Consider the following 15,628-nt stretch of genomic DNA (forward strand, 5'->3'; position numbering starts at 1 on the left):
GTCCCTCGCCGAGAAGGGCTTATGCCTTCCCACGGCACAAGTGTTATGCTTGAACAGCCATATGGGGGCTCCATCCGCATCTGCCGACAAGATCCTTGTCATCGACGAGGGCACCACGTCCACGCGCGCGATGCTGTTCGGCGCCGATGGCGTGCTGCTTGGCCAGGCGCAGGCGCCGATTACCCAGCACTATCCCGCGCCCGGCCTTGTCGAGCATGACGCCGCCGAAATCTGGGCGCTGACTCTCCGATGCGCGCGCGAGATGGTGGCCCTTGCGGGCGGGGCGGCCGCCGTGGCCTGTATCGGCATCACCAACCAGCGCGAAACCATCGTGTTCTGGGACCGGCGGACAGGCGAACCGCTCGCGCCCGCGATCGTCTGGCAGGACCGGCGCACTGCCGATCTTTGCGCCGGTTTCAAGGAGCGTGGCGAGGAACCGGGGGTTCAGGCGCGGACGGGGCTGCTGCTCGATCCCTATTTCTCCGCAAGCAAGATCGGCTGGGCGCTGGAAAACTGGCCGCAGCTTCGCGAGGCCGGTGCGCACCTCGCGGTAGGCACCGTCGAAAGCTATCTCGTCTTCCGGCTGACCGGCGGCGCGCATCTCAGCGATGCCACCAACGCCTCGCGTACCGCGCTCATGGCGATTGGCGCGAGCGGGTGGGATGACGGTCTGCTCGATCTGTTCGGCGTACCGCGCGCGATCCTGCCCGAGATTGTCGACTGCGCAGGCGCAATCGGGACGACCGACGCGGCATTGTTCGGCGCGGCAATCCCGATCACCGGAATGGCGGGCGATCAGCAGGCCGCGACGATCGGTCAGGCCTGCCTCCAACCCGGCCAGACCAAGGCCACCTACGGCACGGGCGCCTTCGTCCTTACCAATACCGGGCGACGGCTGCCACAGTCGCGCCACCGCCTGCTTTCGACGATCTGCTGGCAATTGTCGGGCGAGCGGCACTATGCACTTGAAGGATCGGTTTTCGTCGCGGGTAGCCTGATCCAGTGGCTGCGCGATGAACTGGGGCTCGTCGCAAGATCGGCTGACAGCGAGCCCCTGGCGCGTTCGGTTGCCGACAATGGCGGGGTCTATCTGGTGCCGGCGTTGTCGGGGCTCGGTGCGCCCTGGTGGGAGCCCGCGGCACGCGGCGCGATCACGGGGCTCAGTTTCGCAACGGGCCGCGCGCATATCGTGCGCGCCGCGCTCGAAGCGATGGCGCACCAGACGAGCGACCTCAAATCGGCATTCGCCGCGGACGGCGCGGACTGGCAGACGCTCAGGATCGACGGCGGCATGGTCGCAAACGACTGGATGGCGCAGGATCTGGCGGACATTCTGGCAATTCCCGTCGAACGCCCTGGCTTTGCCGAAACGACCGCGATGGGGGCGGCGATGCTCGCAGGACTGGGGGCCGGCCTGTTCGCGACGCTGGAGCAAGCGTCGGCGATGCGCGGCGCGGTGGCGCAATTCACCCCGCAAATGCCGGGTCCGGTGCGCGAAGCGCGGCTGGCAGGCTGGTCGCGCGCCGTGCGAACGGTGCTGGAAGGCGCCTGACGAGCCTGTTCTGAATCGCGCCATTGTGCCATGGTGCACCCATGCCTTTTCTCAAGTGCCTCAAGACGCTGGCGATCATTCCGGCGTTGTTCCTTGTCGCAACCGCGCCGCCTGCTGATCCGCAGAAGCGTGAGACGCTCGAATCCTTGCTTGCGCTGGATGTGGCCACGGCGAAGATCGGCTATCGGATCGTCACGGCCAATGCGGCGCTGTGCGATCAGCGAATCCCCGCGAGCGGAATGCTGCTCCACGGCATCGAGCAATATGGCGGCGAGTATCGCGAGGCGGCGGCACGCGTGTTCGGTCTGGGCGAGGCGCCCGGTGTTGCGGCGGTGCTGCCCGGCTCGCCCGCGGCCGAGGCAGGGGTCCGCGCGGGCGATGCGGTTCTGGCGATCAACGGCGAAGCGCCCGCCACGATCGCCAGCCGGCAGGGCAAGGGCGATTTCGATCGGATGGCGCTGGTGCTCGACCAGTTCGAAGGGGCTCTGGCAGCGGGGCCAGTGACGCTCGACGTCGTGCGCGACGGAGAACGGCGGACGCTGAATTTCGCGGGGCTGCCGGCCTGCGCCTCGCGTTTCCAGGTCCAGCCTTCGACCGAACTCAATGCCGCGGCGGACGGTCGCTATGTCCAGATCAGCTCGGCCTTTATCGGCTATTTTGCCAATGACGACGAATTTGCCGCGATCATGGCGCATGAGATCGCACACAATATTCTCCGTCATCGCGACCGCCTTGACGCGCAGAACATCCCGCGTGGCTTCTTCTCGAAATTCGGCAAGAACGCCGCGCGCATTCGCGAGACGGAGATAGAAGCCGACAGGTTCAGTCTGAAGCTGCTCGCCAATGCCGGTTTTCGCATGGAGGCGGCGCCCGATTTCTGGCGGCGCTTCGGCCCCGAGCATGGTTATGGGATCTTCTCCGATGCAACGCACCTGCGCTGGAAAAAGCGCGTAGCGATGCTCGAGGCCGAGATCACCGCACTGCGACAATCGGGGGCAGGCAGCGGCGCATGATTGCGACTTGCGACGCGCTCCCTATCTTGGAAGCCAGATTGTGAAAGGATTCATGATGGCCGAGGAAATTGCGACGCTCGCTGGCGGGTGCTTCTGGTGTGTCGAGGCCGTGTTCGACGATGTGATCGGGATCGCTTCGGTTGAAAGCGGCTATACGGGCGGGCAGACGGTCAGCCCCGACTACAAGCAGGTGTGCAGCGGCGACACCGGCCACGCAGAGGCGGTTCGGATCACTTTCGACCCTTCGATCGTCAGCTATGATGACCTGCTCGACATCTTTTTCCACATCCATGATCCGACGCAACTCAACCGTCAGGGAAATGACATCGGGACGCAGTATCGCTCGGCGATCTTTCCGCATTCGGCCGAACAGGAGGCGTCGGCACGCGCGGCGATCGCGCGCGCTGCGGATGACTGGGCCAAACCGATCGTAACGACGATTGAGCCGCTGGCGCGCTGGTACCCCGCCGAGGATTATCACCAGGAATATTTCGCGCGCGAGGGCTCGAAGAACCCGTATTGCATGGCGGTGGTGGCGCCCAAGCTGCAGAAGTTCCGCAAGAGCTATGCAGCGCGGTTGAAAGCCGCGGCGGCGGACGCCTGATATACGCGATTGACTTGAAAAGGGCGTATCAGCAAGTCGCCCGGCCAAATTCGTAAACAGGGGGATCATGATGAAGCGCGTGCGTAAAGCAGTGTTCCCGGTGGGTGGACTGGGAACACGATTTCTTCCCGCCACCAAGGCGATGCCGAAGGAAATGCTGCCGATCGTCGATCGGCCGCTGATCCAATATGCGGTCGACGAGGCGCGCGAGGCGGGAATCGAGCAGATCATCTTCGTCACCGGTCGCGGAAAATCGGCGATCGAAGACCATTTCGACATCGCCTATGAGCTTGAATCGACAATGGCATCGCGCGGCAAGTCGCTCGAGATTCTCGAAGAGACGCGGCTCGCGCCCGGTTCGGTGGCCTATGTTCGCCAGCAGGAGCCAATGGGGCTCGGTCACGCGGTCTGGTGCGCGCGCGACATCGTGGGTGACGAACCCTTCGCGGTGCTGCTCGCCGACGACTTCATGGTGGGTAAGCCCGGCTGCCTCAAGCAGATGATGGGCGCCTATGAACGGACGGGCGGCAACATCATCTGCGCGCAGGAAGTGCCCGAGGATCAGACGCATCTCTACGGCATCATCACGCCGGGCGCGCGCGACGGCGCGCTGACCGAAGTAAAGGGGCTCGTCGAAAAGCCCAGGCCGGGCACGGCCCCGTCCAACCTGTGCGTCATCGGCCGCTATATCCTTCAGCCCGAAGTGATGCGCGTGCTCGAACGCCAGGAAAAGGGCGCTGGCGGTGAGATACAGTTGACCGATGCGATGGCGGGTATGATCGGCGGCCAGCCCTTTCATGGCCTGACCTTTGCCGGGCGCCGGTTCGATTGCGGGGACAAGGCGGGCTATATCCATGCCAATATGGCATTGGCGGCGGAGCGCGAGGACATAGGCGCTTCGGTGCGCGCGTTCGGGGCCGAACTGTTCGGGAAATAGGGCGAGAGCTGCGCTCGTTCAGGTGGAGTCATGGCCGTGCGCGATAGGATGCGCGTACGTATCGGAGTATTGGTAATGAGATTTGCAATTCTGCTCGCCCTGCCGCTCGCGCTCGGCGGGTGCATCGCCAAGACCGCGGTCGATATCGTGACGCTACCCGTCAAAGCGGCGAGCGCCGGGGTAGATGCGGTGACGACTAGCCAGTCCGAAGCTGACGAAAAGCGCGGCCGCGAAATGCGCAAACAGGAAGAGCGCGAGGGCAAGGAAGCCCGCAAGCGTGAAAAGGAGGCGCGCAAGGCCGCCGAACGCGGCGAGCCCTATCCGTCCGAATATTCTTCCGAGCCTCAATGAAAAAATGCCCGGGCTTGCGCCCGGGCATCTCGCTGTTGTGCTGAAAAGGTCAGCCCTGCTTAGGGCTCGCAAACAGCTTGTAGACGAAGCCGCCGAGCGCGCCGCCGATAAGCGGCGCCACCCAGAACAGCCAGAGCTGCTGGATTGCCCAGCCGCCAACGACGAGCGCTGGCCCTGTGCTGCGCGCCGGATTGACCGAGGTGTTGGTGACCGGGATGCTGATGAGGTGGATCAGCGTCAGCGCCAGACCGATCGCGATCGGCGCGAAACCCGCGGGCGCTCGGCCATCGGTCGCGCCCATGATGATGAGGAGGAAGAAGAAGGTCAGCAGCACCTCGATCAGGAAACCCGAGGCCATTGCGTATTGCCCCGGAGAATGCTCGCCAAAGCCGTTGGCAGCGAGCCCGTTGACCGCGAGGTCATAGGTCGCGGTGCCGCTCGCGATGGAATAGAGCGCGAACGCCGCAGCAATCGCGCCGAGCACCTGCGCGATCACATAAGCCGGAATGTCGGCCGTGGCGAAACGTCCGCCCGCCCATAATCCTATGGTGACGGCGGGGTTGAAATGTCCGCCCGAGATATGGCCTACCGCATAGGCCATGGTGAGGACGGTCAGGCCGAACGCGAGCGCGACGCCCGCAAAGCCGATGCCAAGTTCAGGAAAGGCAGCCGCCAGCACGGCGCTGCCGCACCCGCCGAAGACAAGCCAGAATGTACCGAGAAATTCCGCGATGCCACGTTGAACGATCGTCATGTCTCGCTCCCCTTTTAGGCGCCCCGCATTGTCGGGGCGGGTAGGGAAGTGTGACTGAAAGTTGTGAAAGCGTAAAGAAGCGTCTGGAATCCCTGCAGTTCAGCGGTTCAGGCGGCCGCTCGCGCCAGTCTGTCGTTGATCGCGACGCCGAGACCTTGATTGGGAACAGGCGCGATGGCGATAGCGGTGCGGTCGCTGGCGTCGGCCTGATGGAGCAGGTCGAAGAGCCGAGCCGCCGCTTCGGCGAGATCGCCTTGCGACGAAAGATTGACGTCGCCCGCGATTGCGCCGAAGCCGATGAACCATTCGTAGGCCCGCGCCTGTGTCGCGCCGAGCCGGACGGGCTTTGCAGGCGCATAATGGCTGGCGAGCTGGCCGGGAGCCTCGATGGCGTCGCCGTCCGCCTCCCGCACCGGCAAGCCAACCAGTGACTCTATCCGTTCGGCGGTCACGGGACCGGGGCGGAGCAGCCGGATCACAGAGCCACGCGGCGCGACGATCGTTGATTCGATCCCCTGCGCGGTCGCGCCCGCGTCGAGGATCAGCGGGATGCGTCCATCAAGGCTGGCGCGCACATGTTCGGCGCGCGTCGGGCTGATCCGGCCACTGGCATTGGCCGAGGGCGCGGCGAGCGGTTTGCCGCTCACCCGAAGCAAGGCCTGCATCGCTTCATGCGCGGGACAGCGAAGTGCAATCGTGCCCAGACCCGCAGTCGCAAGCGAAGCGATTGGGGAATCGGGCCTGAGCGGCAGGACGAGTGTCAGCGGTCCCGGCCAGAAAGCCGTCGCCAGCGTCCGCGCAGTGTCGTCGAAAATCGCGATCGTTTCGGCGGCCGCGATGTCGGGGATATGGACGATCAGCGGATTGAAGCTGGGCCGGCCCTTGGCGGCATAGATTCGCGCGACCGCCTGCGGATTCGTCGCGTCGGCGGCGAGTCCGTAAACCGTTTCGGTCGGAATCGCGACCGGAATAGCCTCGCGGATCAGCGCCGCGGCCTCGTCGATCGCCGCCTTGCCGTAAGGGCGGATCACTGTCTGATAAGAGGCATTTGAGCCGGTCATGCTGTGGCGCTATAGCGCGCGCAAATTACACGCAAGGATGTTGTCCAGATGACCTATGTCGCCCCCGTTTCCGAACAGCGCTTCGTGCTCGAGCATGTCGTGAAGATCGGGGAGCTGGCGGCGACCGAGAAATATGCCGCGGCGTCGTCCGACATGGTTGACGCCATCCTCGAGGGCGCGGGGCAGTTCGCCGAGGGGGAATATGCGCCGCTCAATCGTGCCGGCGACGAGATCGGCGCGCGGTGGAAGGACGGCGTGGTCACGATGCCTGAGGGATTTCGCGCGGCCTATCAGGCGTTCGTCGAAGGGGGCTGGGGCAGCATCAACGGCCCCGAGGAATTTGGCGGGCAAGGCCTTCCCTATGCGCTGGCGACGGTGATCATGGAAGATCTGGGCTCGGCCAATATGGGCTTTTCGCTCTGCAACATGCTGACCCCCGGCGCGATCGAAGCGCTGATCGCCTATGGCACCGATGAACAGAAGGCGGCGTGGCTGCCCAGGCTCATCACCGGCGAATGGACGGGGACGATGAACCTGACTGAATCGCAGGCGGGTTCGGATGTCGGAGCACTCCGGACAACCGCGACACCGCTGGGCGATGGCGGCTTCAAGATCAAGGGCACCAAGATCTTCATCACCTTTGGCGAGCATGATCTTGCCGACAACATCGTCCACCTTGTCCTCGCGCGCACGCCCGGCGCGCCCGCGGGCACGCGCGGCATCTCGCTGTTCCTCGTCCCCAAGTTCCGGCTCGATGCCGAGGGCCGTCCGGCCGGGACCAATGATGTGCGCTGCGTGTCGATCGAGCATAAGCTCGGCATCCATGCCTCGCCGACCTGCGTGCTGAGTTTTGGCGACAATGACGATTGCATCGGCCATCTGATCGGCCCCGAGTTCGGCGGCATCGCCGCGATGTTCGTGATGATGAACAATGCCCGGCTCAATGTCGGCCTGCAGGGCGTCCAGATCGGCGAGCGCGCGACGCAACAGGCCGTATCCTACGCGCGCGAACGCATTCAGTCGGCGCGCGCGGGTGGACCTTCGCGTGACCCTGTCGCGATCATCGAGCATCCCGATGTCCGCCGCATGTTGCTGCGCATGAAGGCGCTGACGCAGGGCGCTCGCGCACTGATCTACTATGCGGCAGGGCAGGTCGACCGTGCGCATCTGGGCGACGAGGCCGCGAAGAACCGCCTCGATCTGCTCACCCCGCTCGCCAAGGCTTACGGCACCGATATTGGCTGCGAAGTCGCGTCGCTCGGCGTGCAGGTGCACGGCGGTATGGGCTTCATCGAAGAGACCGGTGCGGCGCAATATTACCGCGATATCCGCATCGCGCCGATCTATGAGGGCACCAACGGCATCCAGGCCGCCGATCTCGTGGGGCGCAAGCTGGGGCTCGATGGCGGCGCGACACTCGCGGCGCTGATCGCCGACATGCGCGCTGAGGCGCATGACGCCGGACTGCGCGCGCTGATCGATTCGGTCGAAGCGGTGGCGGGGCACCTGGCGTCGGCGAGCGCGGACGATCGCCTTGCGGCCAGCTATCCCTTCCTCACCATGCTCTCGGTCGCGGTGGCGGGCTGGTTGATGGAGCGTCAGGGCCGTGCGGCGAGCGGCGCCGAGGGCGATCCCGCTTTCCTCGCGATGAAGCAGGCGGCAGTGCGCTTCTATGTCGATCAGCTTGTGCCCGAGGCGCAGGGCCTTTTCGCTTCGGCGATGGCGGGTGCTGATCTGCTTTATGCAGTGGATGAGGCGGCGTTTGCGGCCTGAGTCCCGACTGGACCCACCACGGTCCCGCTGCCTGTCCTGAGCGCCGCCGCAGGCGGCGTCGAAGGGAGCTTGTCGAAGGGTGCGTCAGGACAGGGCTTCGAGTTTGTCCCCGGGGACAAGGCTTCGACAAGCTCAGCCTGAGCGCCTCGGTCCGGGCAGAAGCTTCTACGCGTCGATAGGGTCGAGCAGCTCGGCGGGCTCGATCCCGAGCCGTGCGATGTGCTCGCGAATCCTGGGCCAGCTCTGCGTCAGGAACTGCGCACGTTCGTCGATGCGGAGCTGTTCGACCGCGCCGCTGGCGACGAACATGCCGATACCGCGCTTGACCGCGACATAGCCCTTGTCCTGCAGGCTCTGATACGCCTTGGCGACGGTCAGCGGATTGGCGCCATGCTCGCTCGCAAAGACGCGCACCGAAGGAAGCTGATCACCCTCGGCATAGGTTCCGTCAAGAATCATCGCCGAGATCATGCCGCGAAGCCTCAGATATACCGGGCTTTCTTCACCGCCTATCACTGTCATAGGGGCATAATACACATTGGCGGAAAAAATGCCAATGCACGATTGTCATCAACTGTTGCGCCAGGTGCTGACGATCGCGTCCATATCGGGGCGGGGGCGTTCATCAAGATCGCGCGACGGCGATCCGATGAAGACGAAGCCCGCGATTCGTTCGGGCGCAGCGCCAAAGGCGTCGCGCACCGCATCGCTATAGGCGGGCCAGCCCGTCAGCCAGCCGCCGACAAAACCCATGGCGTGAACGACGTGCAGCAGGTTCATGCACACCGCGCCTGCCGAAAGCTGCTGTTCCCACAGGGGAATCTTGCTCGACTCCCTGGGGCTCGACAGCACGACCACGAGCGTCGGGGCCTGATGCGCGAACTGCTCCATCGCTTTGATCTCCAGGCGGCCAGCTTCGGGGCGCTCGGCGCGATAGGCGGCAACGATCATGTCCGAAAGCGCGTCGCGCTGCTCCGGGTCGACAATGACGAAGCGCCATGGCGAAAGCTTGCCGTGATCGGGCGTGCGCGCAGCAATCGTAAGCGCCTGATTCAATTGCGCCGCATCCGGCCCGGGTGCGACCATGTCGCGCGGCTTGCCCGAACGGCGGGTGGCGAGGAGCGAGAGCGGCGTGCTGCCGTTGTTGTACATGGGTGCGCACTATCAGTGTCACAGCCGCGCAACAATATTCTTCACACGAGCAATTTCGCCGCTAGTCTGCCCCGCAATCGCGCCGGGGCGAACCGGCCAAGATCAATTCCACGGGGAGCAACACGCTCAATGGCTAGCAATCCAATCACCGAGGCAGGCGAAAAAACCTGGTTCGGCCATCCGCCGCAGCTTGCGCGGCTGTTCACGACCGAGATGTGGGAGCGTTTCGGTTATTACGGCATGCGCGCACTGCTCGCGCTGTACCTCGCCCAATGGTTCCTGTTCGATGACTCGACGACGGGCGGCCTCTATGGCGCCTTTACCAGCCTCGTCTACCTGACCCCGCTGTTCGGCGGCCTGATCGCCGACCGGCTGCTTGGCGCGAAGCGCTCGGTCAAGCTCGGCGCGATCATCATGTGCCTCGGCTATCTGGGGCTGTGCTTCGGCGGTGAACAGGCCAAGCCCGTCTTCAACCATGCCGGGCAAAGTTACGAGGTGCAGGTTTCAAAGGATGAGACCGGCAGATCGGTCCAGTCGGTCGTCACGACCGCGGGCGCCTATGCGATCAAGGGCAATGAGGACGGCAGCGTCACGCTGCAGGGTTCGGATGGCAGCGTGCTGCCGCAGACGATCGCCAAGGGTGAATTCAAGGCTGATGCCGAACGTGATCCTTTCTGGATCTCGGTGATGCTGTTCTCGCTGTCGCTCGTCGTGGTGGGCAACGGTTTCTTCAAGCCCAATATCTCGACGATCGTCGGCACGCTCTACGCGCCGGGCGACCGTAGGCGCGATGCTGGCTTCACTATTTTCTACATGGGTATCAACCTGGGCTCGATCGGTAGTCAGATTCTGGCGCCGATCTTCGCGCAATGGTTTGGCTGGTGGGCGGGCTTCGGCCTCGTGGCGATCGGCATGGCGGTTGCGTGGAGCCTGTTCCAGTTCGATGGCGGACGTCTGAAGGGCTATGGCGAGCCGCCGGCCGATGTCGGCGAAAAGTCGCGGTTCTATGTCTATCTGGGCGTCCTGCTCGCAATCCCTGTCGCCTGGTTCCTGCTGAACAACGCGATGCTCTCGGCACAGGCAGCGCACGCCGCCGCAAGCGAAGGTACCGGCATTCTCGGCTATCTCGCGGCGCTGCCGCTGCTCGGCAAGATCCTGTTTGGGCTGTTTGTCGTCGCGGTGATCGGCATTCCGATCTGGGCGGCTCGCGTGGGTACGCGGGAGGAATTCGAGAAGATGGTCGTGGCGATCGTGCTGGTCGTGATGTCGGTCGTCTTCTGGACGCTGTTCGAGCTTGCAGGTTCGGCGCTGACGCTGTTTGCCGAACGCTCGACCGATCGCAATTTGGGCTTCGGCATCATCATGCCCGCGGGCTCGGTGCAGGCGTTCAACCCGATCTTCATCGTGATGATGGCGCCCTTCTTCGCGGGGCTCTGGGTCCGGCTCGCCAGGCGTAATGTCGAGCCCTCGATCCCGGTTAAGTTCGCGATCGCGCTCGTCCTTGTGGGGCTCGGCTTCCTGATCGTCGTGTTCGGCGCGAGCTTTGCGGACAGCCAGTTCCGTGTTGGCATCATCTGGTTGATGCTGCTCTATCTCGTCCACTCGATCGGCGAGCTCTGTCTCTCTCCCGTCGGCCTCTCGATGATCACCAAGCTGTCGATCGCGCGGATCGTGGGCATGATGATGGGCGTCTGGTTCCTCGCGACCTCGATGGCCAATTATGTCGGCGGCATGATCACCCAGTTCGCCAGCGTCGAGACCGTGGGCGGCGAGGTGACCAATCCCAAGCTGGCGCTCGACACCTATATCGACGTGTTCCAGACCATCGGCCTGTGGGCGATCGGGATCGGCATTTTCCTTTTCGTGATTTCCCCGCTTCTCAAAAGGTGGATGCATGGCGTTGTGTAAGCGTAACGTGATTGCGTTGGCGGTGGGGCTTTCGCTCGCCGCCTGCGCGAAGGGGGGGGCAGCGCCCAAATCGGCTTCGGCCGAAAAGGCACCGCCGCCCAAGGAAAATCCCTACCCCTCGACCTATAGGCCCTATCCGGGCGCGCCAACGGTGATCCGCGGCGCGACCGTGTTCGACGGAGAGGGCGCGCGCATCGAGAATGGCGTCGTTTTCTTCTCGGAGGGCAAGGTGACCGCGATCGGCGGAGCCGACACCGCTATCCCCGAAGGCGCGACCGTGATCGACGGCACCGGCAAATGGGTGACGCCCGGCATCATCGACATCCACAGCCATCTCGGCGACTATGCGTCGCCGGGCGTACAGGCGCATTCGGACGGCAACGAGGCGACGAGCCCCGTCACCGCACAGGTCTGGGCCGAGCATAGCGTCTGGCCACAGGATCCGGGTTTCAGCCGCGCGCTGGCCAATGGCGGCATCACCACGCTGCAGATCTTGCCCGGCTCCGCCAACCTGTTCGGCGGCCGGACAGTCACGCTCAAGAACGTGCCTGCGCGCACGATGCAGGGGATGAAGTTCCCCGACGCGCCTTACGGCCTGAAGATGGCGTGCGGCGAAAACCCCAAGCGCGTCTATGGCGGCCGCAACCAGCAGCCCTCCACGCGCATGGGCAATATCGCGGTCAACCGCCAGACCTGGGCCAAGGCGACCGAATACAAGAACAAGCGTGCCGCGGGCAAGGAACAGGCGCGCGACATGGCGATGGATACGCTCGCCGACGTGCTCGAGGGCAAGATCAACGTCCACAACCATTGCTACCGCGCCGACGAAATGGCGATCGTCATCGATATGGCCAAGGAGTTCGGCTACAAGGTCGCGAGCTTCCAGCACGCCGTGGAGGGCTACAAGATCGCGGACCTTCTGCGCGAAAACGACATTTGCGCTGCGATGTGGGCCGATTGGTACGGGTTCAAGATGGAATCTTATGACGCGGTCAACGAGAACATCCCGCTCGTCCACAATGCCGGCGCCTGCGCGATCGTGCATTCGGACGACGCCAACGGCATCCAGCGTCTGAATCAGGAAGCCGCCAAGGCGCTCGCCGATGGCCGGCGGATCGGCATCAATGTCAGTGATGAGATTGCATGGACCTGGCTGAGCTACAATCCGGCCAGGGCGATGGGCATCGCCGACCGCACGGGCAGCCTCAAGCCCGGCAAGATGGCGGATGTCGTGCTGTGGAACGGCAATCCCTTCAGCGTCTACACGCGCCCCGAAAAGGTGTGGATCGACGGTGCGCTGCTTTATGATGCCAATGATCCAAAGCGAAGGCCGGTGAGCGACTTCGAACTGGGCCAGCCGGGCGAAGGAGATCCGAAATGAAGCGTTCTCCGGATGCTCAAATCCGTTCGTCCCGAGCGAAGTCGAGGGAGGTTTGGCATAGCGCGGGCGTGTCTCGACTTCGCTCGACACGAACGGCATTGTTGCTGGCCGCTCTCTTTACGACCCCCGCCGCCGCCCAAACGGTCGCGATCACCGGTGGCACCGTCGCGCTTGGCGATGGGTCCGCGCCGATCGAGGGCGGCACCGTGGTGGTTCGCGATGGACGCGTCGTTGGCGCGGGCTCCGGCGTTGCAGTGCCTGCCGGCGCGCAAGTCGTCGACGCTACCGGAAAATGGGTCACCCCCGGCATTGTGGCGGGCTTTTCGCGCCTCGGCATCGTCGAAGTCGATGGCGTGGCGCCCACCAACGATGCGTCGGCAAGAAATACGCCCTGGTCGGCTGCGATCGACATCGCACCCGCCATCAACCCCCGCGCTACGCCCATCGCTATCAACCGCGCGGCTGGCGTAACGCGTGCAATCGTGTCGCCCGGATCGGCGGCAACGATGTTTGCGGGGCAGGGCGCGCTCATCGACCTTGGTGCCGACATGGACGCGGTGACCAGGGCGCGCGCCTTCCAGTTCGTCGAGTTCGGGGAAACCGGGGCGGCTGGAGCGGGCGGAAGCCGGCCTGCCGCCTTCCTGCAGTTCCGCAACGCGCTCAAGAGCGCGCAGCGCTATGCGCGCAATCCGGCGGGATATGACGGCGACAGCAAGGACGCGTTCCTTCCGACGGCCGACGCCGAAGCACTGGTGCCCGTGGTCGAGGGGCGCGTGCCGTTGCTCGTTCATGTAGAGCGCGGCGTCGACATATTGAACGTGATTGATCTGCGGCGCGAGTTTCCCGCGCTGAAGCTGGTCCTCGTCGGCGCCAGCGAGGGCTGGACGGTCGCCGGGCAGATCGCGAGCTCGGGCGTTCCGGTGATCGCGTCCGCGCTCAACGACCTGCCCGACAGTTTCGAAACTTTGGCAGCGACGCAGTCCAATATCGGCCGGATGAAGGCAGCGGGCGTCAAGGTGTCGATCGGAACGATCAATGACGATGAGGCGCGCATGGCCAAGCGTGCGACCCAATATGCAGGCAATCTGGTTGCGCTGCAGAAGGTGCCGGGCGCTGCCGGGCTCGACTGGGGTCAGGCCTTCGCCGCGATCACCTCGGGTCCCGCCGAGGCCGTTGGCTTGGGCGGCGAGATCGGATCGTTGCGTGCCGGGCGCCGCGCCGATGTCGTGATCTGGGACGGCGATCCGCTGGAGCTTGCAAGCACGCCGACGCGCGTCTGGATCGACGGGGTCGAGCAGCCGCTCGAGAACCGCCAGACCAAGCTGCGCGATCGCTACCGCACCGCCACGGACGGCGCGTTGCCAAAGGCGTACGAAAGGTGAGCGCGATGGCTTCGCTGATCGCGGCGTGCGTCGCGTTCGTGGGAAGCCATTTTCTGCTGTCGCATCCGCTGCGCGCCGGCCTTGTTCGAAGGCTCGGCGCGCAGCCATTTCTGGCACTCTATTCTGTCGTTGCGCTCGCGACTTTCGGCTGGATAATTCTGGCGGCGCGCGCGGTGCCGGTAGAGGCGCCGCTGTGGATGGCGCCGCAATGGGTGTGGTCGGTCGGTAGCGCCCTGATGCTGTTGGCGTCGATCCTGTTCGTCGGATCTCTCATCGGCAATCCTGCGCTGCCCGAAGCCCGACTGGATAAGGCACGCGAACCTCGCGGCGTTTTCGCGGTCACCCGTCACCCGATGATGTGGGGGTTCGCAATCTGGGGCGTCGTTCATATCGCGGTATGGCCGCAGCCCTCGACGATCCTCATCGCCTTGACCATGATCGTGCTCGCGCTGGGCGGATCGGCGGGGCAGGACGCAAAAAAGGCGCAGCTCATGGGCGAGCGCTGGCAGGCCTGGGTTTCGCGCACCGCCTTCGTCCCCTTTGCCGGTCCCGCTTCGGCCCGCGCGATGTGGCCGGGATGGGGCGTATTCGCGGGCGGTATCGCGCTCTGGCTGATCGCCACATGGGCGCACCCGCAATTGGGCGCGCCCGCCGTCGGAATCTGGCGCTAGCTAGATCCTGACCATCGCCATCATGCGCTCGCCATAACGTGGGCCGCTCGTGCCCCCGCGCGGAGCGGCGGCGTCGAGCGCGGCGAGGTCCTCATGATCGAGCGTGACGTCGATCGCGGCCATGCTGTCTTCCAGCGTTGCGCGGCGCTTGGAGCCCGGAATCGGCACGACATCATCCCCTTGCGCGAGCAGCCAGGCGAGCGCGACCTGTGCGGGGCTGACGCTATGCCGCCCCGCAATCACCTTCACGGCGTCGACCATCTTCAGGTTCTGGTCAAAATTCTCCTCCGAATATCGCGGATCGTTGAGGCGGTAATCGCCTTCGGGAAGATCGGTACGCGCCTTGATCTGCCCCGTCAGAAAACCACGGCCGAGCGGCGAATAAGGCACGAAGCCCATCCCAAGCGTGCGGCAAAGCGGGAGAATCTCCTCTTCGACGTCGCGTTCCCATAGTGAATATTCGGATTGCAGCGCTGCGATGGGATGGACCGTGGCGGCGCGGCGGATGGTTTCGACGCCCGCTTCCGACAGGCCGAGATGGCGGACCTTACCCTCCTTCACGAGTTCGGCCATCGCGCCGACGGTGTCTTCTATCGGAACGTCGGGGTCGACACGGTGCTGGTAGTAGAGATCGATCGTCTCGATCCCCAGCCGCCTGAGCGAACCTTCACAGGCGCGGCGAACATTGCCGGGCGACGAATCGAGGCCACGAATGCCGTCTTCGTTAAGGCGGAAGCCGAATTTCGTTGCGATCACCAGGCCATCGCGCCGCCCCTCGATCGCCTTGCCGACCAACGCTTCGTTAAGATGCGGGCCGTAGACTTCGGCGGTGTCGAAAAACGTGACTCCCAGATCAATCGCGCGGTGGATGGTCGCGACGGATTCGGCCTCGGTCGCGACGCCGTACATGTTGTTGCCGACCCCTGCCATCGGCATGCAGCCAAGGCCGAGTGCCGAAACTTCGAGGCCGTCGCCGAGTTTGCGGTATTTCATGGGGCCGTCTCCTTCAAAAGCGAATCCAAAACCCTCGCCCCCGCGCTGGCATCGCGCTATCAGCGCTAGCACCCTGTCGGTCAGGGGCATGACGCA

Annotated in this window: 15 protein-coding genes; 10 read left to right on the forward strand and 5 right to left on the reverse strand. The window is 64.5% G+C overall.

Features of this window, described 5'->3' with window-relative positions; all coding sequences use genetic code 11:
- The first annotated feature begins 61 nt into the window (after positions 1-61).
- The 5 genes from glpK (at position 62) to D3876_RS11145 (ending at position 4,457) form a co-directional block, all read left to right on the forward strand.
- Positions 62-1,552, forward strand: a complete 1,491-nt coding sequence (gene glpK / locus D3876_RS11125) for a glycerol kinase GlpK (RefSeq protein WP_119762182.1) — start codon at positions 62-64, stop codon at positions 1,550-1,552.
- 41 nt (positions 1,553-1,593) lie between these two features.
- Complete coding sequence (locus D3876_RS11130; protein WP_119762184.1) at positions 1,594-2,565, forward strand: M48 family metallopeptidase; 972 nt, start codon at positions 1,594-1,596, stop codon at positions 2,563-2,565.
- 55 nt (positions 2,566-2,620) lie between these two features.
- The gene (msrA, locus tag D3876_RS11135; RefSeq protein ID WP_119763741.1) at positions 2,621-3,169 is read left to right on the forward strand and encodes a peptide-methionine (S)-S-oxide reductase MsrA; all 549 of its coding nucleotides are present in this window, start codon (positions 2,621-2,623) and stop codon (positions 3,167-3,169) included.
- 70 nt (positions 3,170-3,239) lie between these two features.
- Positions 3,240-4,106 (forward strand): UTP--glucose-1-phosphate uridylyltransferase GalU, encoded by an 867-nt coding sequence (galU, locus tag D3876_RS11140; protein ID WP_420801956.1) that lies wholly within the window; start codon positions 3,240-3,242, stop codon positions 4,104-4,106.
- A gap of 75 nt (positions 4,107-4,181) precedes the next feature.
- Entirely contained in the window at positions 4,182-4,457 is a 276-nt protein-coding gene (locus tag D3876_RS11145) for a hypothetical protein (RefSeq protein ID WP_119762188.1), read from the forward strand.
- Positions 4,458-4,506: 49 nt separating this feature from the next.
- Here D3876_RS11145 and aqpZ read toward each other — a convergent pair whose 3' ends face one another.
- Both aqpZ and D3876_RS11155 read right to left on the reverse strand, forming a co-directional pair.
- A complete protein-coding gene (aqpZ, locus tag D3876_RS11150) occupies positions 4,507-5,211 on the reverse strand; it encodes an aquaporin Z (RefSeq protein WP_119762190.1) in 705 nt (234 codons plus the stop codon).
- 107 nt (positions 5,212-5,318) lie between these two features.
- The gene (locus D3876_RS11155) at positions 5,319-6,272 is read right to left on the reverse strand and encodes an L-threonylcarbamoyladenylate synthase (RefSeq protein ID WP_119762192.1); all 954 of its coding nucleotides are present in this window, start codon (positions 6,270-6,272) and stop codon (positions 5,319-5,321) included.
- 48 nt (positions 6,273-6,320) lie between these two features.
- Here D3876_RS11155 and D3876_RS11160 point away from each other — a divergent pair, with 48 nt between their 5' ends.
- On the forward strand, positions 6,321-8,045 hold the full coding sequence (locus tag D3876_RS11160) for an acyl-CoA dehydrogenase (protein ID WP_119762194.1): 1,725 nt from the start codon (positions 6,321-6,323) through the stop codon (positions 8,043-8,045).
- Between the two features lie 165 nt (positions 8,046-8,210).
- On the opposite strand, the gene D3876_RS11165 is transcribed toward D3876_RS11160, so the two are convergent.
- A complete protein-coding gene (locus D3876_RS11165; protein WP_119762196.1) occupies positions 8,211-8,567 on the reverse strand; it encodes a GntR family transcriptional regulator in 357 nt (118 codons plus the stop codon).
- A gap of 48 nt (positions 8,568-8,615) precedes the next feature.
- Complete coding sequence (locus D3876_RS11170) at positions 8,616-9,197, reverse strand: nitroreductase family protein (RefSeq protein ID WP_119762198.1); 582 nt, start codon at positions 9,195-9,197, stop codon at positions 8,616-8,618.
- A 129-nt stretch (positions 9,198-9,326) separates the two neighbouring features.
- On the opposite strand from D3876_RS11170, the gene D3876_RS11175 reads away from it, so the two are divergent.
- From D3876_RS11175 to D3876_RS11190, 4 genes are all read left to right on the forward strand, one after another.
- On the forward strand, positions 9,327-11,105 hold the full coding sequence (locus D3876_RS11175; RefSeq protein ID WP_119762200.1) for a peptide MFS transporter: 1,779 nt from the start codon (positions 9,327-9,329) through the stop codon (positions 11,103-11,105).
- Positions 11,092-12,486: an amidohydrolase gene (locus tag D3876_RS11180; RefSeq protein ID WP_119762202.1), complete on the forward strand. Its 1,395-nt coding sequence runs from the start codon at positions 11,092-11,094 to the stop codon at positions 12,484-12,486. Before D3876_RS11175 ends, D3876_RS11180 begins: the two co-directional genes overlap by 14 nt.
- Positions 12,487-12,587: 101 nt before the next feature.
- Positions 12,588-13,868, forward strand: coding sequence for an amidohydrolase family protein (locus D3876_RS11185; RefSeq protein ID WP_420801957.1), 1,281 nt, complete (start codon positions 12,588-12,590; stop codon positions 13,866-13,868).
- A gap of 5 nt (positions 13,869-13,873) precedes the next feature.
- Entirely contained in the window at positions 13,874-14,539 is a 666-nt protein-coding gene (locus D3876_RS11190) for an NnrU family protein (protein ID WP_119762206.1), read from the forward strand.
- On the opposite strand, the gene D3876_RS11195 is transcribed toward D3876_RS11190, so the two are convergent.
- Positions 14,540-15,532: an aldo/keto reductase gene (locus tag D3876_RS11195; RefSeq protein ID WP_119762208.1), complete on the reverse strand. Its 993-nt coding sequence runs from the start codon at positions 15,530-15,532 to the stop codon at positions 14,540-14,542.
- Between the last annotated feature and the right edge of the window lie 96 nt (positions 15,533-15,628).

This window comes from Sphingomonas cavernae, assembly GCF_003590775.1.
Lineage (GTDB): Bacteria > Pseudomonadota > Alphaproteobacteria > Sphingomonadales > Sphingomonadaceae > Sphingobium_A > Sphingobium_A cavernae.